Annotated in this window: 20 protein-coding genes, 1 pseudogene and 1 riboswitch; of the genes and pseudogenes, 15 read left to right on the forward strand and 6 right to left on the reverse strand. The window is 55.1% G+C overall.

Translation table 11 applies throughout. From position 1 onward, the window contains the following. Positions 1-16: 16 nt before the first annotated feature. Both fsa and DYE26_RS14750 read left to right on the forward strand, forming a co-directional pair. Positions 17-679 carry a fructose-6-phosphate aldolase gene (gene fsa / locus DYE26_RS14745; protein WP_036624988.1) on the forward strand — a complete coding sequence of 221 codons (663 nt, stop codon included), beginning with the start codon at positions 17-19 and terminating at the stop codon, positions 677-679. Between the two features lie 511 nt (positions 680-1,190). Beyond that, positions 1,191-1,865 (forward strand): uracil-DNA glycosylase, encoded by a 675-nt coding sequence (locus DYE26_RS14750; RefSeq protein ID WP_036624989.1) that lies wholly within the window; start codon positions 1,191-1,193, stop codon positions 1,863-1,865. A gap of 367 nt (positions 1,866-2,232) precedes the next feature. On the opposite strand, the gene DYE26_RS14755 is transcribed toward DYE26_RS14750, so the two are convergent. Both DYE26_RS14755 and DYE26_RS14760 read right to left on the reverse strand, forming a co-directional pair. After that, positions 2,233-3,027, reverse strand: a complete 795-nt coding sequence (locus DYE26_RS14755) for an SDR family NAD(P)-dependent oxidoreductase (protein WP_036624991.1) — start codon at positions 3,025-3,027, stop codon at positions 2,233-2,235. A 166-nt stretch (positions 3,028-3,193) separates the two neighbouring features. After that, positions 3,194-3,760: a DUF1697 domain-containing protein gene (locus DYE26_RS14760; protein ID WP_036624992.1), complete on the reverse strand. Its 567-nt coding sequence runs from the start codon at positions 3,758-3,760 to the stop codon at positions 3,194-3,196. A 190-nt stretch (positions 3,761-3,950) separates the two neighbouring features. Here DYE26_RS14760 and DYE26_RS14765 point away from each other — a divergent pair, with 190 nt between their 5' ends. From DYE26_RS14765 to DYE26_RS14785, 5 genes are all read left to right on the forward strand, one after another. Continuing rightward, positions 3,951-4,634 carry a LysM peptidoglycan-binding domain-containing protein gene (locus tag DYE26_RS14765; RefSeq protein WP_036624995.1) on the forward strand — a complete coding sequence of 228 codons (684 nt, stop codon included), beginning with the start codon at positions 3,951-3,953 and terminating at the stop codon, positions 4,632-4,634. 208 nt (positions 4,635-4,842) lie between these two features. Then, the gene (locus DYE26_RS14770; RefSeq protein ID WP_051985636.1) at positions 4,843-5,778 is read left to right on the forward strand and encodes a putative RNA methyltransferase; all 936 of its coding nucleotides are present in this window, start codon (positions 4,843-4,845) and stop codon (positions 5,776-5,778) included. A gap of 113 nt (positions 5,779-5,891) precedes the next feature. Further along, complete coding sequence (speD, locus tag DYE26_RS14775; protein ID WP_036624997.1) at positions 5,892-6,710, forward strand: adenosylmethionine decarboxylase; 819 nt, start codon at positions 5,892-5,894, stop codon at positions 6,708-6,710. Between the two features lie 438 nt (positions 6,711-7,148). Further along, on the forward strand, positions 7,149-9,839 hold the full coding sequence (locus tag DYE26_RS14780) for a glycoside hydrolase family 9 protein (protein ID WP_326043657.1): 2,691 nt from the start codon (positions 7,149-7,151) through the stop codon (positions 9,837-9,839). A gap of 66 nt (positions 9,840-9,905) precedes the next feature. Further along, entirely contained in the window at positions 9,906-12,956 is a 3,051-nt protein-coding gene (locus DYE26_RS14785) for a glycoside hydrolase family 48 protein (protein WP_036624999.1), read from the forward strand. A gap of 91 nt (positions 12,957-13,047) precedes the next feature. Here the strand turns inward: DYE26_RS14785 and DYE26_RS14790 are convergent. Continuing rightward, a pseudogene (locus tag DYE26_RS14790) lies at positions 13,048-13,342 on the reverse strand (MFS transporter); the annotation flags it as partial. A 126-nt stretch (positions 13,343-13,468) separates the two neighbouring features. Between DYE26_RS14790 and DYE26_RS14795 the strand changes: the two are divergent. Both DYE26_RS14795 and DYE26_RS14800 read left to right on the forward strand, forming a co-directional pair. Continuing rightward, on the forward strand, positions 13,469-14,476 hold the full coding sequence (locus tag DYE26_RS14795) for a permease (RefSeq protein ID WP_036625005.1): 1,008 nt from the start codon (positions 13,469-13,471) through the stop codon (positions 14,474-14,476). Between the two features lie 28 nt (positions 14,477-14,504). After that, entirely contained in the window at positions 14,505-15,362 is an 858-nt protein-coding gene (locus DYE26_RS14800; protein WP_036625006.1) for a TIGR03943 family putative permease subunit, read from the forward strand. A gap of 58 nt (positions 15,363-15,420) precedes the next feature. Here DYE26_RS14800 and DYE26_RS14805 read toward each other — a convergent pair whose 3' ends face one another. Continuing rightward, positions 15,421-15,828, reverse strand: coding sequence for a NusG domain II-containing protein (locus DYE26_RS14805; RefSeq protein WP_036625008.1), 408 nt, complete (start codon positions 15,826-15,828; stop codon positions 15,421-15,423). Positions 15,829-15,934: 106 nt separating this feature from the next. Here DYE26_RS14805 and DYE26_RS14810 point away from each other — a divergent pair, with 106 nt between their 5' ends. Further along, positions 15,935-17,020, forward strand: a complete 1,086-nt coding sequence (locus DYE26_RS14810) for a CobW family GTP-binding protein (protein WP_036625010.1) — start codon at positions 15,935-15,937, stop codon at positions 17,018-17,020. Between the two features lie 236 nt (positions 17,021-17,256). On the opposite strand, the gene DYE26_RS14815 is transcribed toward DYE26_RS14810, so the two are convergent. Both DYE26_RS14815 and DYE26_RS14820 read right to left on the reverse strand, forming a co-directional pair. After that, positions 17,257-18,303 (reverse strand): ABC transporter substrate-binding protein, encoded by a 1,047-nt coding sequence (locus DYE26_RS14815; RefSeq protein ID WP_036625012.1) that lies wholly within the window; start codon positions 18,301-18,303, stop codon positions 17,257-17,259. Between the two features lie 366 nt (positions 18,304-18,669). Further along, a complete protein-coding gene (locus DYE26_RS14820) occupies positions 18,670-20,172 on the reverse strand; it encodes a copper amine oxidase N-terminal domain-containing protein (protein WP_036625013.1) in 1,503 nt (500 codons plus the stop codon). A 231-nt stretch (positions 20,173-20,403) separates the two neighbouring features. Beyond that, positions 20,404-20,447, forward strand: a riboswitch (PreQ1 riboswitch). Positions 20,448-20,471: 24 nt separating this feature from the next. On the opposite strand from DYE26_RS14820, the gene DYE26_RS33455 reads away from it, so the two are divergent. From DYE26_RS33455 to queF, 5 genes are read left to right on the forward strand one after another with little or no spacing between them, the layout of a single operon-like run. Further along, on the forward strand, positions 20,472-20,639 hold the full coding sequence (locus DYE26_RS33455; protein ID WP_155620497.1) for a hypothetical protein: 168 nt from the start codon (positions 20,472-20,474) through the stop codon (positions 20,637-20,639). Next, complete coding sequence (gene queC / locus DYE26_RS14825) at positions 20,632-21,300, forward strand: 7-cyano-7-deazaguanine synthase QueC (protein WP_036625015.1); 669 nt, start codon at positions 20,632-20,634, stop codon at positions 21,298-21,300. The genes DYE26_RS33455 and queC overlap by 8 nt, the downstream gene beginning before the upstream one ends. After that, on the forward strand, positions 21,297-21,791 hold the full coding sequence (locus tag DYE26_RS14830; protein WP_036625017.1) for a 6-carboxytetrahydropterin synthase: 495 nt from the start codon (positions 21,297-21,299) through the stop codon (positions 21,789-21,791). The genes queC and DYE26_RS14830 overlap by 4 nt, the downstream gene beginning before the upstream one ends. After that, a complete protein-coding gene (gene queE, locus DYE26_RS14835) occupies positions 21,784-22,518 on the forward strand; it encodes a 7-carboxy-7-deazaguanine synthase QueE (protein WP_036625019.1) in 735 nt (244 codons plus the stop codon). Before DYE26_RS14830 ends, queE begins: the two co-directional genes overlap by 8 nt. 56 nt (positions 22,519-22,574) lie before the next feature. Further along, positions 22,575-23,072, forward strand: a complete 498-nt coding sequence (gene queF / locus DYE26_RS14840) for a preQ(1) synthase (protein ID WP_036625020.1) — start codon at positions 22,575-22,577, stop codon at positions 23,070-23,072. Positions 23,073-23,130 lie beyond the last annotated feature (58 nt).

Raw genomic sequence — 23,130 nt, forward strand, 5'->3', positions numbered from 1 at the left:
ATTGGAGGTAAGGACGATGAAATTTTTTATCGACACAGCGAATGTGGAAGACATCAAAAAAGCTTACAAAATTGGTGTTTTGTCCGGAGTGACGACCAATCCTTCCCTCGTTGCCAAGGAAGGCGTGAAATTCGAGGACCGGATTGCCGAAATCCTGCAGACCGTACCCGAAGTCGAATCCGTCTCCGCCGAAGTGACGCCCGACGCCCTCACCGCAGAAGACATGATCGCCGAGGCCAACGAGCTGATCAAAATCAACAACAACGATCCCAAGATTACGATCAAGCTGCCGATGACGCTCGCCGGGCTGGAAACCTGCCGTTATCTTTCCCAAAAAGGCGTAAAAACCAACGTGACGCTCATCTTCACCGTCAACCAGGCGCTGCTCGCCGCACGCGCGGGCGCCACGTACGTATCGCCGTTTCTCGGCCGCCTGGACGATATTTCCGAAGACGGCGTGCAACTGGTATCGAAAGTCGCGGAAGTATTCCGCATCCACGGGCTGGAATCGCAGATCATCGCCGCCTCCGTACGCCACCCGGACCATGTGACCCGCGTCGCGCTGGCCGGCGCGCATATCGCCACGATTCCGTTCGGCGTGATCGAACAGTTGACCAAACACCCATTAACCGATCAGGGATTGGAAAAGTTCGCTGCCGACTGGAAAAAATCGCTGTAACCCCGGACTCCCGGGTTCCTCCTTATGGACCGCCGCCTCGGCCTCGCCGGGGCGCGGTCTTTTTGCGTATCGGAGCATGTCCCCGGCCAGGATAACTTGAACACTTTCTCTCCGCCAAAGCAGGAACTTTACAAAACTTTGTCGAAATTTAACCTTAACAAACTAGCAAACGGTGCTGGAATAACGTGAGTATGGCGGCGGGCGGCGGCTCCTCTTGCGGAACGAAACATAAGGGAAAAAAATGTCGCTATTTCGGCGATATCCCCCAAGTTGAGTGAAATAGAGGAAATTTATGGCGTTATTTTCTCAAAACGTAAGGGAAATGACCGCATTTCACAACGTCCATAGGAAAATAAGGGCAAAAAATTCCGCCAATGAAGATGAACATGGCCTGTTCTGGGAAATAGGGCCATAAAGTTCCTCTATTTTTATGAGGTGGGTATCCATCCGCAGATTGCCGCGTTCTTTCCAGCGTCGGTCCGCTAGATTTAAACTCGAGGTGACAAATGTTTTGACTATTCTGAAAAATGATTGGGCCCCCTTCCTGGAGGCCGAATTCGCGAAACCGTATTATTTGAACCTGCGCAAATTTCTGGCGAACGAATATAGAACACGCACGATTTATCCCGACATGTACGATATTTTCAACGCGCTCCATTATACTTCTTTTGCCGATACGAAAGTCGTCATTTTAGGTCAGGACCCGTATCACGGGCCGGGGCAAGCCCACGGGCTAAGCTTTTCCGTGAAACCGGGAATCAAGCCGCCTCCATCCCTGCAAAATATTTTCAAAGAGCTGCAGGACGATCTCGGCTGCTCCATCCCCAATAACGGCTATCTCGTTCCATGGGCCAAGCAGGGCGTGCTGCTGCTCAACACGGTGCTGACCGTGCGCGCGGACACGCCGAATTCCCACAAGGATATGGGCTGGGAGAACTTCACCGACAAAGTGATCGAGACGTTGAACCAAAAAGAAGAGCCGGTCGTGTTCCTGCTGTGGGGCAGCCATGCCCAGAAAAAAGCGGCGCTCATCAGCAACAATAACCATCACCAGATCCGGACGCCGCACCCCAGCCCCTTGTCCGCTCATCGCGGATTTTTGGGCAGCCGGCCTTTTTCGCGGGCAAATCAGTTTCTGCGCGCCAAGGGACTTCCCGAAATCGATTGGCAGCTTCCGAATTTGTAACTCAACTTTCGCAAAACGAAAACCAACTTAAAAGCAGGTGGAGCAAATCCCGCGAAATGCAAAAGTGCAGGCGATTTTTGTCGAAACTCCTCCAAACCGATGGTTCAAATGTAAAAAGGCAGTTCATTTCCGGTCAAAAGCTGCTTTTTTATCATCCAGCCCTAAATGAGATGTACTTTTGCACTTCAATCGCTCCAAAATGGTAATTTACGAAGAATGGAAAACACTTTTGCATTTGATCCTATACGACCGTCTTCTTCCCATGAAAAACGTTATATTTTTTCGGTAGAAGGTGGATATCCCCAATTACATCAATGGCCCTGCTTGCCAATTTCATATAGCGAAAGTTGAGTCATGAATTTCAACCTTAGAATACGCTTCGCACGAGTCCCCCGTCGATCCGCAATGCGGCGCCGTTGATCGCCGAGGATAGCGGGCTGCTCAAGTAAGTCACGAAATGGGCGATTTCCTCCGGACGGATCAGCCGCTGGATGATCGAAGTCGGCCGGTTTTCCGCCATGAATTTCTTTTCCGCCTCTTCGATCGTCAGCTGCTCATTCGGGTACAGCGTGTCCAGCATCTTCTCCACCCCTTCGGTCAGCGTCGAGCCGGGCATGACCGTATTGACCGTGACGCCGGTCCCTTTCGTCAACTCGGCCAAGCTGCGGGACACCGAAAGCTGCATCGTTTTTGTCGCGCTGTAATGCGCCATTTCCAATGACGGCATCACCGCGGCTTCGCTGGCGACGAAGATGACCCGCCCCGTCCCTTTTTCCAGCATCCGTTTTAAATACCCGCGGGTCAACCGGACGCCGCTCATCACATTGACTTCAAAAAACTTGAACCATTGCTCGTCGGGGATATCGAAATACTCGGCCGGCTCAAAAATCCCGAGATTGTTAATTAAAATGTCGAGCTCCGGGTAATCGTCCATCACCTTGTTGCACCCATCCTCCGTGCCTAAATCGGCAGCCGCCGGTCTCAGCACCGCCGCAGGATACCGCGCTTGAATCTCCGCGATGGCTTGATTTACTTTCTCAACGCTTCGGCCATTTACAAGCACGGCCGCGCCTTCCGCCGCCAGCGAAGCGGCGATCGCTTTGCCGATGCCGGCCGTGGACCCGGTAACGAGCGCCGTTTTCCCCTGAAGTTGCAAATCCATAACCCATCCCTCCGTAACTCTCCTGATAATTTCTGATCCAATATGTTATTATGCACTCATAGCTCGTGAAATTAACAGTACGCACTTTGCGGTAACATAGGCACCTAGAAGTGCCTTTAGCTGGCCGCCGGACCAAGAACCGGACCCGACAAACCAGTACTGACTTCTACTGCTGCTTCTCCAAGCCTTCGGCCAAAGACACAAGCTTGTTTACCGTCTTCCAGTTGCGAACGGTGGCGGATTCGTCCAGCTTCTGCAGATTCGCCGCCAGCTTGGAGTTGCGGACGCTGTCCGAGAACAGCAGATAAACCTCACGGCCGGCCGCGCGGAACTGCTCCTTGTCGTTCGCGTAAACGGCAAATCGCTCCAGCGCCTCCGCCGAAGGCTCGCCTTGCAAGAACGCCGCGTACAAGCATTCTCCCGCGGAAGCCGCTTCCGCCGCGGATATTTCCTCCGCCGTAAACGGGCAGCCTGCCGCTGCGCCTCGCAGTTCCGCCGACGTTCTTAAAACGACGGGGACGTCCAAGCCGAAGTCCTGGCGGATAATCTGTTCGATCCGCACGCGCAGCGCTTCCTCCTCCTCATCCGATACGAACAGCACATTTCCGCTTTGAATATAGGTTTGCACCTCTTTTAAACCATTGTCCGTTAAAGAACGTTTCAAATCCGCCATCCTGATCATGTTTTTGCCGCCGACGTTAATGCCCCGCAGCAGCGCAATATAAACCGTCATGTTCCGTCCTCCTGAGTTTGATTTGGGCAACCGCCATAAGCCATAAAACCAATATACACCAAACCGCGGATTCACCTATAAATGAATGTTCAAAAAGTCGGCTTTTCAGCATCGGGAAGGATGAGGGTAACAGACGCCCAGCATCCGCATAGTGTATAGGAAAACCGTTCATAGAAGGGAGAACGTTTCCTTGTTTAATTACTACTATCGGCAGTGCCCCGCAGAGCACTACCCTTATACGGTTCAGCCCGGAGATACGCTGAATTACATCGCCTTCCGGCTGGAATCGAGCGTGTCCCGTATCCTCGCGGCCAATCCGGGAGTCGACCCGAACAATCTCCAGATCGGCCAGGTGATCTGCATCCCATCCTGCCCGCCCAATCATTTCTCAAAAATCATTGAGCCCGGAGATACGCTATACGCCATAGCGCAAGCCTACGGAGTCAGCGTTTCAAGCATTTTGGAGGCCAACCCGGGAACGGATCCGAAGGCCTTGCGGGTTGGCCAGCGCCTTTGCATCCCCGCGATCGGGGCCGGAGGAGCGGCCGATATTTCGGGGGTTCGCGAGACGCTCACCGCGATGCAAAGCGACATCAACATGCTGAAGGCCGAAAGCAGCGTGCAGCAAACGGTGGAAGCCAACTACGGCACTTCCAAGCAAACGACCCGCGCGCTTAGCGTAACGCCTCGCGAAATCCGGTTCGAGGCCGTTCCCGTCACGTTCGCCGGCTCCTACCGCGGCCATTACACCGGAGGCAGAAGCTATCCCTACTACCTGGATGCCGCCATGGGAGGACGGCGGGGAATCACGGTCAAAGACAATTTCGGAGTGTGGCATTCCTTCAGTTACACGGTGGAGACAGAGGCACAATAGATGTTGAATGACACGTCTGCGGAAAGGTATAATAGTAAGGATCACATTCGCATTGGAGTGACTTTTGAATCATGATCCATTACATTCGCTTACGTTAATGAAAGGTACGGATGGCGTAAACTCGGCTTTTTTTGAATTGTAGCTGCCGGGTTTATTTATCTGTGCCTTTTTTCATTCACGTAAATACGAATGAGAATGGGGTGCTTCTATGTCCGCCAATGGAAAAATTACTGCATGGCAATCCCTTTTTGCCGAATATGCGCATCTGTTTATTTGCCCGATCTGTTCCGGCCGCATGGCCGTTGACCATTTAAAAAGCCTGATCTGCCCGCAGGGGCATTGCTTTGATTTGGCCAAGCCGGGGTACGTACATCTGCTGCCGCGCGCCGCCAAAACGACTAAATACGACGGGCGGCTGTTTGAAGCGCGCCGGCTTCTGCATGAGCGCGGTTATTTCGAACCGCTGATCTCCGCCCTTTGCGGCGAAATCGCCAACCGGCTGCCCGCCTTGGCTCCCGATAAACCTGTAATCATGGATGCGGGCTGCGGCGAAGGCTCCCATCTGTCCGCTATTTTGCACAAGCTAGGGACCGGACCGCTGGGCGCTCCCCTGGGAATCGGCATCGACATTTCCAAGGAAGGCATCCGCCTGGCAGCCAAACATGCCGCAGCAGACGTCCAAAACGGCCGTAAGGAGCGTCACGATATCCTATGGTGCGTTTCCGACTTGGCCCAAAACCCCTTTGCGGACGGGGGAATGCACGGCATTCTCAACCTGCTGTCGCCTTCCAATTACGCGGAGTTTAAACGTCTGCTTGCGCCCGGCGGGCTGCTGATCAAGGTCGTTCCCGAAACGGAGTATTTGCAGCCTTTGCGCGCACGGTTTTACGGAGACAGCGCGAAAAAATCGTACTCGAATGCCCGCACCGTCGAACGGTTTGCCGAGCATTTTGAGCTCGTCCTTTCCCGGCGGATTCAATATCCCGTCACGCTGCGGCATGACGAGATCCGGCATTTGGTGGCGATGACCCCCTTGCTTTGGAATCTGCCGGCGGACCAGGCGGCCCGCGTCACCCGGCAGCCGGAGCTGACCGTAATGTTCGATTACCGTGTCCTAATCGGAACAAATCGATGTTGTGATTGATACATGCCGAACGCGAGTACCCGAGGAGCATAAAAACCCCGGGTGCTCGCGTTTTTTTCCCGCCAGATTGGGAATAAAAATTAGGGTAAACCTATACTGGAGGGGATTGCCTGATGAAGCTGACGCCGCAGCAGCGCGTTCAACTGCATGGGTTCAACAATCTGACCAAGACGTTAAGCTTTAATATGTACGATATTTGTTACACCCGGACGAAGGAAGAGCGCGAAGCGTATATCGCCTATATCGACGACGAGTACAATTCGGACCGTCTGACGAACATTCTTGGCAACGTGGCGAACATCATCGGCGCCCATGTTCTGAACATCGCCAACCAGGATTATGTCCCCCAGGGGGCCAGCGTCACGATGCTCGTCTCCGAAGGCCCGGTGGTAGAGGTGCCTACCGAATCTTTGGCCGAATCTCCCGGCCCGCTTCCCGAGTCCGTCGTCATGCAGCTCGACAAAAGCCATATCACCGTCCATACGTATCCGGAATACGATCCGAACGAAGGCATCAGCACCTTCCGGGCCGATATCGACGTCTCCACCTGCGGTGAAATTTCTCCCCTGAAGGCGCTCAACTATCTGATCCATTCGTTTGATTCGGACATCATGACGATCGATTACCGGGTCAGAGGGTTCACCCGGGACATCAACGGCCAGAAGCTGTTTATCGACCACGATATCAGCTCCATTCAAAATTATATTCCCGATGAAGTGATCGAACTTTATCAAATGATCGACGTCAACGTGTATCAGGAGCATATTTTTCATACGAAATGCAGGCTGAAGCAGTTTGATTTAAACAATTATTTGTTCGGTTACACGAAAGAGACGCTGACGCCCGAGGAGCAAAAGGAAATGACAGAAAGGCTCGTTGCGGAAATGGATGAAATCTTCTACGGCAAAAATATCGAGCCGGCCCGGGCATAAGATGCCCGCCAACCTAAAGGCTGCCCCTGACCGGATCAGGTTAAGGGCGGCCTCTTCTATGCACGGAAATTCGAACGCCTTAAATTTTATAAATGATAGTTCCAAAGTAATATTTTGTAGATTTTTGATAAATATTAGTTGTCGATTATAGAATTCTATTGCTCCTTTTGGTATATTATGGGTAGGTCGGATAACTTATCCTCTCGCTAGTCTGTTACTCACCCCCTTATATTGAAACTGAAAGTGAGGTGAACGGATCGTTTTATTGGTTTAGACGTTACTCCGGCCGGCATAATTTCGGGTTTTAGGAGAAACGAGGGCTGTTCGGCCAGCAAGCGCCGCATCTTTTGTTTTCTCGTAGAATCTCTTAAGAAGGAGGATGGAATCTAGCAAATGGGCAAAAGGATCAGGAAAGGTGGTATGCTGTCATTTAGCCTCATGATAGCGCTTACGGGTTATTCGGGATGGGGCGCTTTCTCTCCTGCAGCAAACGCGGCGGCATCGGATTATAACTACGCCGAAGCGCTGCAAAAATCGATGTATTTCTATGAAGCCCAGCGGTCGGGCAAGCTCCCGGAAAACAACCGCGTGGAGTGGCGCGGCGATTCTGGGCTTCAGGACGGTGCGGACGTCGGCCACGACCTGACGGGAGGATGGTACGATGCCGGAGACCATGTCAAATTCGGGTTTCCCATGGCCTCTACCGCAACTATGCTTGCCTGGTCGGTTTATGAGTACCGGGAAGGATACGAACAGTCCGGGCAGCTTGATGAAATTTTGGATAATATCCGCTGGGCGACGGATTATTTCATGAAAGCCCACACGGCCCCGAACGAACTGTGGGGCCAGGTAGGGGACGGCAACGCGGACCATAAATGGTGGGGACCGGCGGAGGTTATGCCGATGGCGCGGCCCGCCTACAAAATCGACGCCGCTCATCCCGGCTCCGATCTGGCCGGGGAAACGGCCGCGGCGCTCGCCGCAAGTTCGATTGTTTTTCGGGACAGCGACCCGGCTTACGCGGACAAGCTGCTTCGTCACGCCAAGGAGTTATACGACTTCGCCGACCGGTACCGGGGCAAATATTCCGACAGCATTACCGGTGTCAAGGAGTTCTACAATTCCTGGAGCGGATACGCCGACGAACTGAGCTGGGGCGCGGTGTGGCTGTATTTGGCCACCGATGATCAAACGTATCTCGATAAGGCGATCGCCGCCAGCAAGGAATGGGGCACCAACCAGCAGGGCGATTGGGATTATAAATGGACGCAAGGCTGGGACGACAAGCATTACGGCGCGCAGCTGCTGCTGGCCCGGATCACCGGCGATCCCAAGTTCGTCCGCTCTACGGAAAAGAACATGGAATTCTGGACGACCGGCGTTGCGGAAACCGGTGAACGCGTCGCGTATACACCGGGGGGACTGGCCCATCTCGATCAATGGGGAGCCCTGCGTTATTCGGCTAACCAGGCTTTTCTCGCCTTTGTTTACTCCGACTGGGTGAGCGATCCCGCGAAGAAAATAAACGCGCGTTCATTCGCCGAACGGCAAATTCTTTACATGCTTGGCGACAATCCGCGCCAAAGCAGCTATGTCGTCGGTTACGGCAACAATCCGCCGGAGCATCCGCATCACCGCACTGCCCACGGCTCCTGGGCCGACAATCTGAGCGTGCCGGAGAACCATCGCCATACTCTATACGGCGCACTCGTCGGGGGACCTAACAAAGACGATACCTACAAGGATTCGGTCAACGATTATGTCTCCAATGAAGTGGCGACCGATTATAACGCAGGCTTCACCGGCGCTTTGGCGAAAATGATGATCCTTCACGGCCAAGGTCAGCAGCCGCTTCCCTCCTTTCCCGCTCCGGAAGAGCGCGAGGACGAAATGTTCGTCGAGGCTGCGGTTAATGTCAGCGGCAGCAACTTCGTGGAAATCCGCGCGCTGCTGAACAACCGCTCGGCCTGGCCGGCACGCGCCAGCGAGGACATATCCTTCCGCTACTACGTCGACCTCAGCGAAGCCATCGAGGCCGGATACGGTCCGGAGGACATCAAGGTTACGGTGGGAGGCTACAATCAGGGAGCGACGGTATCCCAGCTTCAGCCGTATGACGAGAACAATCATATTTACTACACGACGGTCGACTTCTCGGGAACCCGCATTTACCCCGGCGGCCAGTCGGATTTCCGGAAGGAAGTGCAGTTCCGCATCGCCGCGCCGGAGAATACGAATTTTTGGGACAATGCCAATGACTTCTCGTTCCAGGGAATCGCGACGGGCGCAGCTTCTCCGGTCAAGACGCCGTACATTCCCGTGTTTGACGCCGGCCGCCACGTGTTCGGCGAACTGCCCGCCGGAGGCGGAAATCCGGGAGAACCGACGGCACCGGCCGCCCCGCGCAATGTTCGCGCCGTTCCGGGCGACGGTTTCGTCCAATTGTCCTGGAACGCCGTAAACGGCGCCGAAGCGTATTCGGTGAAAAGATCGCTGGCCAGCGGCGGTCCTTACGAGACGGTAGGAACGGTGACCGCGGCCGCGTATACCGATTCCGCGGTGATCAACGATACGACCTATTATTACGTCATCACCGCGACAAACGCCGCCGGAGAGAGCCTCCCTTCAGCCCAGGTCAGCGCCAAGCCGCGCGAAGCGCAGACGCCGGCGGAAGGGGATTTGAAGGTTCAATACCGCAATAATGACACAAATGCCGGAGACAACCAGCTGCGGCCGCACTTCCGCATCGTCAACACCGGCGATGAGGCCGTTCCGCTCAGCGAGCTCACTCTGCGCTACTATTACACGATCGACGGGGACAAGTCCCAGCAGTTCAACTGCGACTATGCCTTCATCGGCAGCGGCAACGTAAGCGGCCGGTTCGTGAAATTGGATAGCGCAGCGGACGGCAGCGATTACTACCTGGAGGTCTCATTTGCTCCCGGAGCGGGCAAGCTGGCTCCCGGGGCGGACAGCGGAGAAATCCAAACCCGCGTCAACAAAACCGACTGGAGCAATTATAACGAATCCGACGATTATTCCTACAGCGGATCTCAGCAGCAGTTTGCCGACTGGGACAAAGTGACGCTTTACCGGAACGGAACGCTCGTCTGGGGCGTCGAGCCTTAAGCCCGCTATTTTGCGGAAATCTTATAACGTCACCAAAACCAATATCCATGAAAGGATGATATAAAGATGACGCATTGGAATCGATGCAGGAAACCTGCTTCAATCCTGATGACCGTGGTGTTATCTCTAAGCGTGGGAACCGGCTTGTTCGGTTCCGGTTCGGGGCGAGCCGCTGCCGAAGCCGCTGCTGAAACTGCAGCAAAAAACGCAGCGGCAACAGTCTCCGCTCAAACCGGGGCCGCTTCCACGGAAAGAACCCGCTTCCTGCAGCTTTACGATCAGATCAAGGACCCGGCTAACGGTTATTTCTCGGCCGAAGGCATTCCCTACCACTCCGTGGAAACGCTGATGAGCGAAGCGCCCAATTACGGGCATATGACGACCTCGGAGGCCTACAGCTACTGGATGTGGCTCGAAGTGCTGTACGGATACTACACGGAAGATTGGAGCAAGCTTGAAGAGGCCTGGGACAACATGGAAAAGTATATTATCCCGGTCAATGAAGGCGACGGCAAGGAAGAACAGCCGACGATGAACTATTACAACCCGAACAGCCCGGCTACCTATGCGGCGGAATATCCGCAGCCCGACCGTTATCCTTCGGATCTCACCGGCCAATACGCAGGCGGTAAAGACCCGTTGGACGCCGAGCTGAAGAAAACTTACGGGAACAACCAGACTTACCTGATGCACTGGCTGCTCGACGTAGACAACTGGTACGGCTTCGGAAATCTGCTGAATCCAAACCATACGGCGGCCTATGTGAATACCTTCCAACGCGGCGAGCAGGAATCGGTGTGGGAAGCGATTCCCCATCCTTCGCAGGATGACAAGTCGTTCGGCAAAGCCGGCGAAGGCTTCATGTCCCTGTTCACGAAGGAGAACCAAGCTCCGGCGGCGCAGTGGCGCTACACCAACGCCACCGACGCCGACGCCCGGGCCGTTCAGGCCATGTACTGGGCAAAAGAGCTGGGCTACGACAACGAAGAGTATTTGGACAAAGCCAGAAAAATGGGCGACTATCTCCGCTACGGCATGTACGATAAATACTTCCAGGAAATCGGCAGCGCCGCGGACGGCAGCCCGACTCCCGGCAACGGCAAAAATGCCAGCCATTATCTGATGGCCTGGTATACGTCCTGGGGCGGCGGTCTCGGGAACTACGCCAACTGGGCTTGGCGGATCGGGGCCAGCCACGCTCACCAAGGGTATCAAAACGTGGTCGCGGCTTACGCTCTCTCCAACCCGGACGGCGGCCTGATCCCCGAATCACCGACAGCCGGACAGGATTGGGACACTTCGCTGAAGCGCCAGCTGGAATTCTACACCTGGCTGCAATCCGCCGAAGGAGCGATCGCCGGCGGCGCGACGAACAGCTGGGACGGCGCCTACAAAGCGTATCCGGCCGGAACGAGCACGTTCTACGGAATGGCTTACGACGGCGCGCCCGTCTACCACGACCCGCCGTCCAACAACTGGTTCGGCATGCAGGCATGGCCGGTGGAACGGATCGCGGAATTGTATTATATTCTCGCCTCGAACGGAGACACTTCGTCGGAAAACTTCCAAATGGCCAAACAAGTCCTCGATAAATGGATCGATTGGTCGATGGATTACGTGTTTGTGGACAGCCGTCCGGCTTCCGACGCGGACGGGTATTATCTCGATGAGCAAGGAAAACGGGTGCTCGGCGGACAGGATCCGCAAATCGCTACCGTCGAAGCGCCGGGCGAACTCTGGATTCCAGGCAATCTGGAATGGCAAGGCCAACCGGAAACCTGGAACGGGTTCGACAATCACGCCGGCAATCCAAACCTGCACGTTGTAACGAAAGACCCTGGCCAGGACTTCGGCGTAATCGGCAGCTACGTTAAAGCTTTGACTTTCTACGCAGCCGGTACGAAGGCTGAAAACGGCAAATACACCGAGCTTGGCGAACAAGCCGAAAAATTGGCCAAAAACTTGCTGGATGCTTCTTGGAACTATAATGACGGCGTCGGCATTACGAAGCCGGAGCCGCGTAAAGATTATTACCGTTACTTCACGAAGGAAATCTACTTCCCGGCGGGCTGGAGCGGCAAATACGGGCAAGGCAACACGATCCCGGGGACGAATTCGGTTCCGTCCGACCCGTCCAAAGGCGGCAACGGCGTATATATCAGTTATTACGATCTTCTTCCGGAGATCAAAAACGATCCCGATTGGAAATACCTTGAGGATAAATACAATACGTCCTGGAATGCGCAAACCGGAAAATGGGAAAACGGCGCGCCGGAATTCACTTACCACCGCTTCTGGTCGCAAGTCGACATGGCCACGGCTTATGCCGAATACGACCGCTTGATCAACGGCGGCGGCGGTCCGGGCGAACCGACCGCCCCGAAAACGCCGACAAAACTGAAGGCCGAAGCGGGCGACGCCCAAGTATCGTTGTCCTGGAGCAAACCGGCCGGAGCGAACAGCTACACGGTGAAGCGCGCAACAGTTAGCGGCGGACCTTACACGGAAATTGCCACGGTTACGAATGCAGTCTACCTGGATCAAAATGTCGTCAACGATCAAACGTATTATTATGTCGTCAACGCGGCTAACGATATCGGCGTGAGCCCGGATTCCGCCGAAGTCAGCGCTACCCCGACGGAAAAGCCAAAACCGGTGGAAGGCGATCTGAAACTGAAGTACCAAACGAACGACTCGAATCCGAACGACAATCATATCCGGGCGCAATTTAAGATCGTCAACAATGGAAAGGAAACCGTCAACCTCAGCGATGTGAAGTTCCGTTATTACTTTACGATTGACGGAGACAAACCGCAGGAGTTCCACTGCGACTACGCGGTAGTCGGCAGCGGGAACGTGAGGGGCACCTTTGTGAAGCTGAACGAAAGCGCTGAGGGCGCGGACTACTATCTGGAAGTTTCCTTCGGCCCCGGCGCGGGAACCCTTGCGCCCGGCGCGGACAGCGGCGAAATCCAGGTCCGCTTCAACAAGACGGACTGGTCCAACTACAGCGAAACGGATGACTTCTCCTACGATGCGACGAAAACATCCTATACCGAGTGGGAGCGCGTTCCGCTCTATCTCAACGGCACTCTCGTGTGGGGGCTTGAGCCGTAAGGCGTACCTCCGCACACTGTAACGATTTACTTTCTCCTTCTCCCCCTTTGGCGCGGTCCGGACATATTGTCCGGCCGTGCCTTGTTTTTATTCACTCGGCCGGCACCGGGGACGCAGCGTCTGCCGTAGCCAGCCGTTTCTCCGCCAAACGCCGCATAACAAAGGTTAAGAAAATCATGGCGGATACGAATACGGAACCGGCACAGACGAAAAACAAAACCTCGTATCCGGTATATTGGGAAACCCAGCCGAGAATGATCGAGCCAAGCCCGATCCCCCAGATCAAACGCCGTCATAAATGACGCGCTGGCAACGCCTCTTTTATCGGGGGGAGCCAGCTTTAGATTCGCGGCTTGAAGAGCGGGCTGGGCGGAACCGAATCCGATTGAATTTTTTTTCGATTGCACACAAGTTCGGTTCTGAAATCCGGCGCTAATTAATAGTAATAATTATGATTTAGCCAAGCCGTTATCTGCCATTAAATTTGAACCCGTTCGTTGAAGGAGATCGACATGAACAAAATCGCCCGGCCCCGCCGCCTGCTGCCGCTTCTGGTTCCGCTTGCTTTTGCGCTGGCCTGCCTGACAGTCCTTGGGCCGGCTCTCTTAAAGCAGGTCCCGCTGAACGAGGTGCAGACGTTCAAAACGAGCTTTATCGGCATTTTACTGGAGGCGCTGCCCTTCGTGCTGGTCGGAGCGCTGCTCTCCTCGCTGCTCCATCTGTTCGTGTCCGAGGAGACCCTCAGCCGCTTTATGCCCAAAAACCCGGCGCTCGGCATCCTTTGCGCCTGCCTGCTCGGCCTGATCTTCCCCGTGTGCGAATGCGGGATGATTCCGCTCATTCGCCGATTAATCCAGAAGGGGATGCCCGTTTATATGGCGGTCGTGTTTATATTGTCGGGACCTATCCTGAATCCGGTCGTGTTCAGCGCCACATACATGGCTTTTCGCTTATATCCCGAAATGGTGTACGCCCGGATGGGACTGGCTTTTGCCGTGTCCGCGGCGATCGGCGCCATCGTCTATCTCACCTGGAAAGACGGCCCGCTGAAGCTCAGCTTTGCCCGCGGGACGGTTGAACATGGAGGGCATACGCCCGGGCATGGCGGCGGGAAGTTGACGGCCGTGTTCGTGCACGCCGCGGACGAAGTGTTCGAAATGGGCAAATATTTGCTGGTCGGCTGCATGTTGACGGCGGGCATCCAGGCTTTTGTCGCTAAGGAAAACCTCGCGGAAATCGGCGGCGGGCCGGTCAGCGCCTATGTATTTATGATGGGGTTTGCATTTCTGCTGTCTTTGTGCTCCACGTCCGACGCTTTTGTGGCCGCCACTTTTCTGCAGACGTTTTCCGGGGGTTCGCTGCTCGCTTTTCTCGTGTTCGGGCCGATGCTTGATTTGAAAAACGGGTTGATGCTGCTCTCCGTCTTTAAAACCAAATTCGTCCTCTACCTGGCCTTTCTCATCTGTACGATCGTGTTTACGGGGGCCGTGCTGACGGAGGCGCTGTGGCTAAGCCCCTAACGGAAAAAACAAGGAGGTATCGAGCCGGATGAACCACCCCCGCGTGATTCGGGCCCATTATTTCGCCAGATCGCTAATCCTGCTCGGGTTCGCCCTGTTCATCGCTCATCTGTCCAAAGCGGGAGCGCTGAAATATTATATCGCCCCGTCCATGGAACCGTATATCCGCTACTGCCCGATCGCGTTGGTTTTGATGGCCGTGGCCCTAGCTTATCAGGCATTGTTTCAAAAAGCCGCCGTCCTCTGCGACTGCGAGCGCCCGCTGTCCGCGTCAAGCTGGAAAAACGCCGCGGTCTACGGCCTGTTCCTGCTCCCGCTGCTGCTGGGGGCGCTGCTTCCCGATCAGGCGCTCGGCAGCTTCGCCGCCGCCAAAAGAGGGATGAGCTTGACCTCCCCCCTCTCTGCCGCAGAGCAACTGGAGGCGACGTTTAAAGCGCCCGACCCGTACAACGCCGAATTCGCCGAACTGGCCAAGCGGCTGTACCCGGAGGAGATCATCGAGATCCGGCCGGAGATTTTCTCGGAAACAGTGGGGGCGATCGAGCTGTTCCAGGATCAATTTCGCGGAAAAAAAGTCAAACTGAGCGGGTTTGTGTACCAAGCGCCGAACGCCCATGAATTTATTCTCGGCCGCTTCCTGGTGATGTGCTGCACGGCGGACGCGGCTCCGTTCGGCGTTGTCGTGACCTCGGCCGAGCCGCTGAGGAATATTCGGGCGGATGCCTGGCTGGAAGTGGAAGGAACGATCGAGCCGCAGATTCGCCAGGGGAAAAACATCATCACCGTCGCCGCCGAACAGATCAAGGAAATCCCCAGGCCGGACACGCCTTACGTGTACCCGAGCGGGGACTCGGTGAAGGTTTGGGAGAGCGGGCAAGACGAATAAAGGAGGAGCCGGCTAGGAGCGCTGCCTTACATTAGCGTCGGCGGATCGGACGTTGGGGCTACCTTACGTAAGCGTCGATTCCGTCATCATCAGGTTCCCCGCCTCCGGTGCTCACGATCTCCACGTACACCCGGTTGGGAACGCATATGATCGTTTCGCCCGGGCGGGAGATGAAACCCATCTGCATGGAAATTTTTTTCGGGCAGTCGGCGTAAACCATTTGAATTCCCTGGTTAAACACCTTTAACGTATTGTGGCCGTATTCCGTCCGGATATCGACCGTTTGCTCCGGACCGTCCAGGGGTACGGTCGCATAAGGTTTTCCATCCACCGTTATAACCGCGTCCAGGGCGGACGGATCAAAGGTTTGCCGGTTTTCCGCAGCGGCCCGGAGCAGCAGCCAAACGGAACCGACCAGCACCAGAAACGCCATCAGCAGCACGTCGCCGCGTTTGAGTTTTAACATAAGCTCATTCCATTCTCGTGGTTTAAACGTAATTGTTACGAATAAACATATATTAGGAGCACGTCTCCCATTTGTCAATGACATGTCCCGAAAGGAGCTTGCAGGTATGCACCCTAACAGTAACACGCCAGGCACGCCGGTCATCATTTTAAGCGGATTTTTGGGCAGCGGCAAAACGACGCTGCTGCTGAAATTACTTGAGGAAGCGGGCAAACGCGGGCTTCGGCCCGGTGTATTAATGAATGAACTCGGGCGGCTCGATATCGACGGCGATCTCGTGTCCCGCGCATCCGGCACGGCCTTTCCGCTGGAAAAGCTGCTGGACGGCTGCATCTGCTGCACGAAAAAAGACGAAATCCAAGGAGCCATCGCCAGCCTGCTGCGGCAATCGCCCGACTTGCTGCTGCTGGAGCTCACCGGCGTGGCCAATCCGGAAGAAATCGTGGAGCAGCTCACCGAGCCGGGGTTGGTCCGCCGGGTCTATCTCCACCGCGTCATTACGATCGTAGATGCCGAGCATGCGCTTGAATACAACAGCATATTCGCCGCCGACAAACAGCTCGTGCGAACGCTGCGCGGTCAGATCGCTACGGCCGATGACCTGATCATCAACAAAACCGATCTTGCCCCCTCCTCCCATTGCGCCAAAGTGGCGGAAATGGCCCGCAAGCACAATGCCGCGGCGCGGATGCATTATGCCGTCAACGCCGCCGTCCCGCTGGGCCCTTTCTTTGAGGGCGTGCAGCCGGTCCCCGGCAAAACGGCCGTTCCGTTGAAGCGCTCCCCTTTCCGGGTGATCGTGCCGGGTCACGCTCATTCTCCCGGAGCTCTCCGAAGCGGGCCGGGGAGCGAGCTGCGCGGGAACCCTGCCGGCAACGTATCTTCGGGCGGGCTTAAGGATGATCCCCCCGTTTCCTTCAGCAGAATCCGCACCGTCGTTCTGCCTTTGCCCGAGCCTCTAAGCCTGCCGGCAAGCAAGCTGGAACGTTTTATCAAACAATGGGGCAGCGGCGTACTGCGGGCTAAAGGCTATCTCCGGTTTTCCCGGCAGAAGCAAACGTATCTCCTCCAATTCGCCGGCAAGCGGATCCGTTGGGAGTCCATTGCCCACAGCGGTCCGCATTACCTCGTACTGATCGGTTATGGGCTGGAGGAAACAGCAATCCGCAAGGAATGGGCTCTGCTCGTTTAACGGTCGCCCGCGGCGCGGGCCGGAGTTCGTTAAACATCTGGCGTGGGTCCTGTATCCGTTGTCCATCGAGATAGGAAGACAGCATCCTAACAACATCCCGCAACATCCCGCAATATCCTGCGCAGCATCCGGCATCCTCCGGTTTCCTCCGCCATCCTTACCGCACACCAAAAAGCCGCTTCCATCAGTCCAAGCGACTGAAGGAGCGGCTTTTTTATGCAAGCAAACGCTCGCGGTTATTTCTGATTTTGGTTTACGACCAAATTGACGAGAATATCCAGCTGTTTCTCCAGGTTCAGCCCGTCAACCATCCAAAACTCTTTGTTGTCCAGCTTATACACATGATTGTTTTTGACCGCCGGGAGGTTTTTCCAGATCGAACCGTTCATGACCTCTTGCGCGCGTTCCGCCCCGCCGTCCGGCTCATAAACCGTTACGAACATGTGGTCCGCCGCATACTCGGGCAGCACCTCCAGCGAAATGTCCGCCCCTGTCGTCGGGAACACTTCTTTTTCGATTTTGTCAAGCGGCTTCAAGCCGGACATCTCGTACAGGTTGTAGCCGGCATCCCGCGTTTTCGGCCATACCCAGAAATTTTTCGCCCAAATCGAATACGTTCCGACGGTTTCGTCCGGGCCAATGACTTCCTGCAGCTTAGCCTTGGCTTCTTCCGCTTTTTGCTTGTAGCGGGTAATGAACGCTTCCGCCTCTTTCTCCCGGCCAAGCAAGGCGCCAACCGTCTTCACCTCTTCGAGCGGATCGACGCCCTCCCAGCCTGTCGTGGCCAGAGTAACGACCGGTGCGATTTTTTTGAGCTGTTCCACAGTCTCGGCCGGCAGATAAGTAGGCACGATAATGAGGTCTGGCTGAAGCTCCAGCACCTTCTCCACGGATACATCGCCGACATTCTCGACACCTTCCAGCTCCTTTTGCAGCAAAACCGAATTTTCCAGCGCCACCGAGCCGGCGCCAGCCGGCTTCACGCCCAAGGCCGCCAGGTCGCCCAAATGCGTGATCGACACGATCCGCTGCGGATTCGTTGGGATTTCCACTTGCTCCCCTTTATAGTCCGTGTAGACTCTCGTCCCGGCTTGTCCTTCCGATGCTCCGGCGTTTCCGCCCTGCGCATTCCCCGCGGCTCCGCCGTTCGCGGCCCCATTTGCGGGAGCTCCGCCAGCCCCATTCGCCCCGGCGTTTCCGCCTTGACCGCCGCAGGCGGCAAGCACGACGGCCATCAGCATAATTACAGCCAAAGTAAGAAAACGATATTTAAAAGCGTGCATATTTCTAATTGATCCCCCATTCATACCTCTACTGATAATGATTATCATTATATAAAGAAACAGGGATTTAGGCAATAGGAGCCGGGATAAACGTAACGGATACGGGCTGCGCCGGCTCCTGCGAGATGCAAAAATACAGTTCGTTCGCGCCCAATCCCCTGACAATGGCCCGTCAAATGCAAAAGCTTTTGCATTTCGATGGACTATTTCGAGGAAATCTGACAAATATCGCCTGCACTTTTGCATTTGGGGACTATAAAAAATTGTCCCCGCCACCCAAAGTGACAGGGACAATCCCACGCATAAGCTAAAGCTTCAACCAAACGTTAAGACTAAGCGTTAACAAAACGTTAACTAAGCGGCATTTTACTTCCGTTCCACAGTAATCCAGCCTTCGGGGTCGACCTCAACCGTCGCTCCCAGCGCTTCTGCCAGAAAACGCAGCGGCACGTAGGTCGCTCCGTCCTTGTGCACGAACACCGGCCCGCTCAACTGAACGGTCTTGCCGCCCACCACCGCTTGTTTGGAGCCGATCGTCAGGACGATTTCCTCCCCGGTGAGATCGTTGACAACAACGATCCGTTTCGAGCCTTCCGTCCATTTCACTTCGGCGTCGAACTGCTCCGACAAGTAGCGAAGCGGCACGAAAGCAGTGCCCTTTTTATTGATGACTCCGTAATAATCGTTTTTCGAATCGATCACCGCATATTTATGGCCGATCTTCATTTGGTCCTTAAGCAGCTTATAGAGCGGCGTCACTTCTTGGAAATTGCGCAAAATTTGCCCCGGCGTTACCTTTCCGTCCGTCGTGTCAAGCACGCCCGCAGAGGTATCCACCTGATCGATGGCCACCTGGCCGCCAATGTTCCAGACTTCGTTTTCGCTGTGAACCTTGATCGCCGAAATCGGGAGATCTTCCGAGCTGGGGAGCGCTATGTTCAGATCCATCGTTTGCTTGCGGATGTTCAGATTGCTGTCGAAATACAGGTCCAGCTTAAGCACCGTATCTTTGCCAAGCACGGTGGACAATTCCGGCGTATCGTTCAGCAGAACGGCAATATCTTTATCAAAGTCTTTGATGAACTCTTCCAGTTCTTTTTTGATTTCCGGGTAAAGTTCTTCTACAACTTGCGCTTTGGACTGCTGGTCCATCGTTGTTCCCATGTCCCCGGCACCAAACTCGTTAACGGCGTTAACAACAGGAAGTACCATATCATAAAACTCGCCGATCAGCTCTTTCAAACCTTGCTCATCCGTGGACAAGCTGACAAGAAACGGCTTGATCATGCCGACCAGCTCATCGCCGCGGATCTCGGCGTGCAGATTGGTCAGGTTTAACGATTCGCCGTTAACCTGTTCCTGCGTTTGTTTTACGGTGAGGACCGACGGATTCGGGAAATGCTTGAAAATAAGCTCCGCTGTCTTCAACGTTAAATTTTGCACGCCTTCTTCATTCATGCCCATTTCTTTGGACAGCGCGTTATCCAGCGATATGTACAGTGGCTGCTTAGCTCCTTCGATCTGGAACGCAATCCCTTTAGCGGCATCCATCGACATCAGAAACGGGATGTTTCCTCCCTGGAATCCGACCGAGCCTTTGATGGACGCATGATTTTTATCCTGCACCTTGGCGCTGTCAATATTGATAGATAAAGAATTGATCAGTTCGATAGCTGCTTTGTCCTCGGCAGACAAGTTTCCGGAAGCCGGCACCAGTTCCACCTTAAGCGTCTGTCTGGATTCGCTGGATGTCGGGTTCAGGCTGCCGGCCAGCGCCTTGCTGACGTCAAAGCCGCCTACGGCTTGACATCCGGTCAGCACCGCCAATAGCAAAATGACGGGAATGGCCAGCCATTTCATTTTTTTCATCGTTCACCCTCCTCTATATTGATCTATAAATGATCTACTCCATTATCGACGATATCCCCGGTTTTGTGAACAGCTAAATAACATATCACTTCCAAAGAACTACCTGCGTCCGAATCGCATCAGCCCCTTTCCCGCTATAAAAATTGTGTTATAATGAACTTTGTGCCTAATGCCTATTATGAAAGCACCCAATTGAAGAAGAATCCATGCTGGCCGGATCCGGCTTACGGCATGGGAGAGGTTCGAGAACTCCCTCTATAAAAAACTATAAAACGCCCTGTCATATGGAGGGGTTGATTTTGGCGTTCCGTTCATCAGCGCTGCAAGCGCGGAAGGGGCAGCCGAAACACCCGCCGGAACCGGGCTTGTTTTTTTGCGACCAGTTCAAGAACTCTCTTTCTTCTGCCGGCGGCCAAGGCTTGCCGCTTTCAAATCCCAAAGAAGATGGAGGGTTTTTTTATGCTTAAAAACGAAAAAGCGGTCGTCGTCTTTAGCGGCGGTCAAGACAGCACCACCTGCCTGTTCTGGGCGAAAAAGCAGTTCGGCGAAGTGGAGGCCGTGACGTTCGATTACGGCCAGCGCCACGCTCGCGAAATCGAATGCGCCAAGGACATCGCCCAAGAGCTTGATATCAAGCACACAATTCTCGACATGAGCCTGCTCGGCCAGTTGACGCAAAACGCGCTGACCCGCAGCGACATCGCCATCGTGCAAAAGGACGGGGAGCTCCCCAGCACGTTCGTGGACGGGCGCAATCACCTGTTCCTCAGCTTTGCGGCCGTCCTGGCCAAAGGGATCGGCGCCAAGCATATCGTGACCGGCGTCTGCGAGACCGATTTCAGCGGGTATCCCGACTGCCGCGACGTGTTCGTCAAATCGCTGAACGTGACGCTCAATTTGGCGATGGATTACGAATTCGTGATCCACACGCCGCTGATGTGGATCGACAAGGCCGAGACGTGGAAGCTGGCCGACGAGCTAGGGGCCTTCGATTTTGTGCGCGAACGGACGCTCACCTGCTATAACGGCGTCATCGGCGACGGCTGCGGCGAATGCCCGGCCTGCAAGCTGCGCAAAGCCGGCCTGGACAAATACCTGCTGGAGCGTCAGGGGGCGGACAAACAATGAGCCGGACGCCGGGCGAATTTCGAATCGTCGAATCGCTGCAGAAGCTGGGTCGCGACATCGGCAAGGAGCAGCTGCGCTACCACCGGCGCCGCGTTCTCGTCAGCAAGGAATTTACTTTCGACGCCGCCCACCATCTGCATGCCTATGAAGGCAAATGCAAAAATCTGCACGGCCACACGTATAAAGCCGTGTTTGGCATCAGCGCCCTGCCTAACGAGATCGGCATTACCGTTGATTTCGGCACGATTAAGGAGATCTGGAAAAACGAGATCGAAGTTTATCTCGATCACCGTTATTTGAACGAAACGCTGCCGCCGATGAATACGACGGCGGAAAACACGGTCGTATGGCTGTTCGAGAAAATGGAAGCCGCGCTTGGGTCGGAGACCTACCGGAATGTCGTGCTGGAAGGCCGGACGGAGTTCGTCCGCCTGTACGAGACGCCGACCAGCTATGCCGAAGTCAGACGGGAGTGGATGCTGGATGAATAACCCGCCGATTCCCGTGCTGGAAGTGTTTGGACCAACCGTTCAGGGCGAGGGCATGGTCATCGGGCAAAAAACGATGTTCGTCCGCACCGCCGGCTGCGATTACCGCTGCGTCTGGTGCGACTCGGCCTTCACCTGGGACGGCAGCGCCAAAGACGCGATCCGCTTCATGACGCCGGCGGCGATCTGGGAAGAGCTGCGGGAGATCGGCGGCGATCGTTTCTCGCACGTCACGCTGTCGGGCGGCAACCCCGCCCTACTGCCGCAGCTCGCCGGCCTGGTGGCACTGCTGCACGCCAAGGGCGTTGCCATCGCCGTCGAGACGCAAGGCTCGCGCTGGCAGGACTGGCTGGCCGAGATCGAGCAGGTCACGCTGTCGCCCAAGCCGCCGAGCTCGGGAATGGAGACCGATTGGGCTATTCTGGACGATATCGTGACCAAGCTGTCCCATCGCCCCCATCCCTTGGCCGTCAGCCTGAAGGTCGTCGTGTTTGACGAGGCCGATCTCGCCTACGCCAAACAAGTGCACGCCCGCTACCCGGATACGCCGATGTATGTGCAGGTCGGCAATCCCGACGTACGGCGGATGGATATCCGGGAGCATGCCGCCGATCTGCTGCGGCGCTATGAAGCGTTGATCGACAAGGTTGTCGCCTCGTCCGAATTGAATAACGTGCGCGTTCTGCCGCAGCTGCATGCCCTCGTATGGGGGAACAAACGCGGCGTATAGTTTTGGCAATTATTTTTTCTATATTGATAAAACCACTTTGCAAAGGAGAGCCAACCATGGCCGGAAGAAAACCTGAAGAAATGCAAGACGTTACGCTGCTGGGCAACCAGGGCGTAAAATATCCGTTTAATTACGCGCCGGAAGTGCTCGAATCGTTTGACAATAAACACCCTTACCGCGACTATTTTGTAAAATTCAACTGTCCCGAGTTTACGAGCCTTTGTCCGATTACCGGGCAGCCGGATTTCGCCACCATCTACATCAGCTACATTCCCGACGTGAAAATGGTGGAGAGCAAATCGCTGAAACTCTACCTGTTCAGCTTCCGCAATCACGGCGATTTCCACGAGGATTGCGTCAACATCATCATGAACGACCTGATCAAGCTGATGGATCCGAAGTACATCGAGGTATGGGGCAAATTTACCCCGCGCGGCGGCATTTCCATCGATCCGTACTGCAACTACGGACGCCCCGGCACCAAATACGAGGCAATGGCCGAACACCGCCTGCTCAATCACGACATGTACCCGGAAAAGATTGACAATCGCTAACGCCTCCCCCTCTCTTTTCTGGTATGATAAAGGTAAGTTTAAGTGTTTGTACGAAATC

Origin of the sequence: Paenibacillus macerans (genome assembly GCF_900454495.1) — a bacterium.
GTDB lineage: Bacteria > Bacillota > Bacilli > Paenibacillales > Paenibacillaceae > Fontibacillus > Fontibacillus macerans.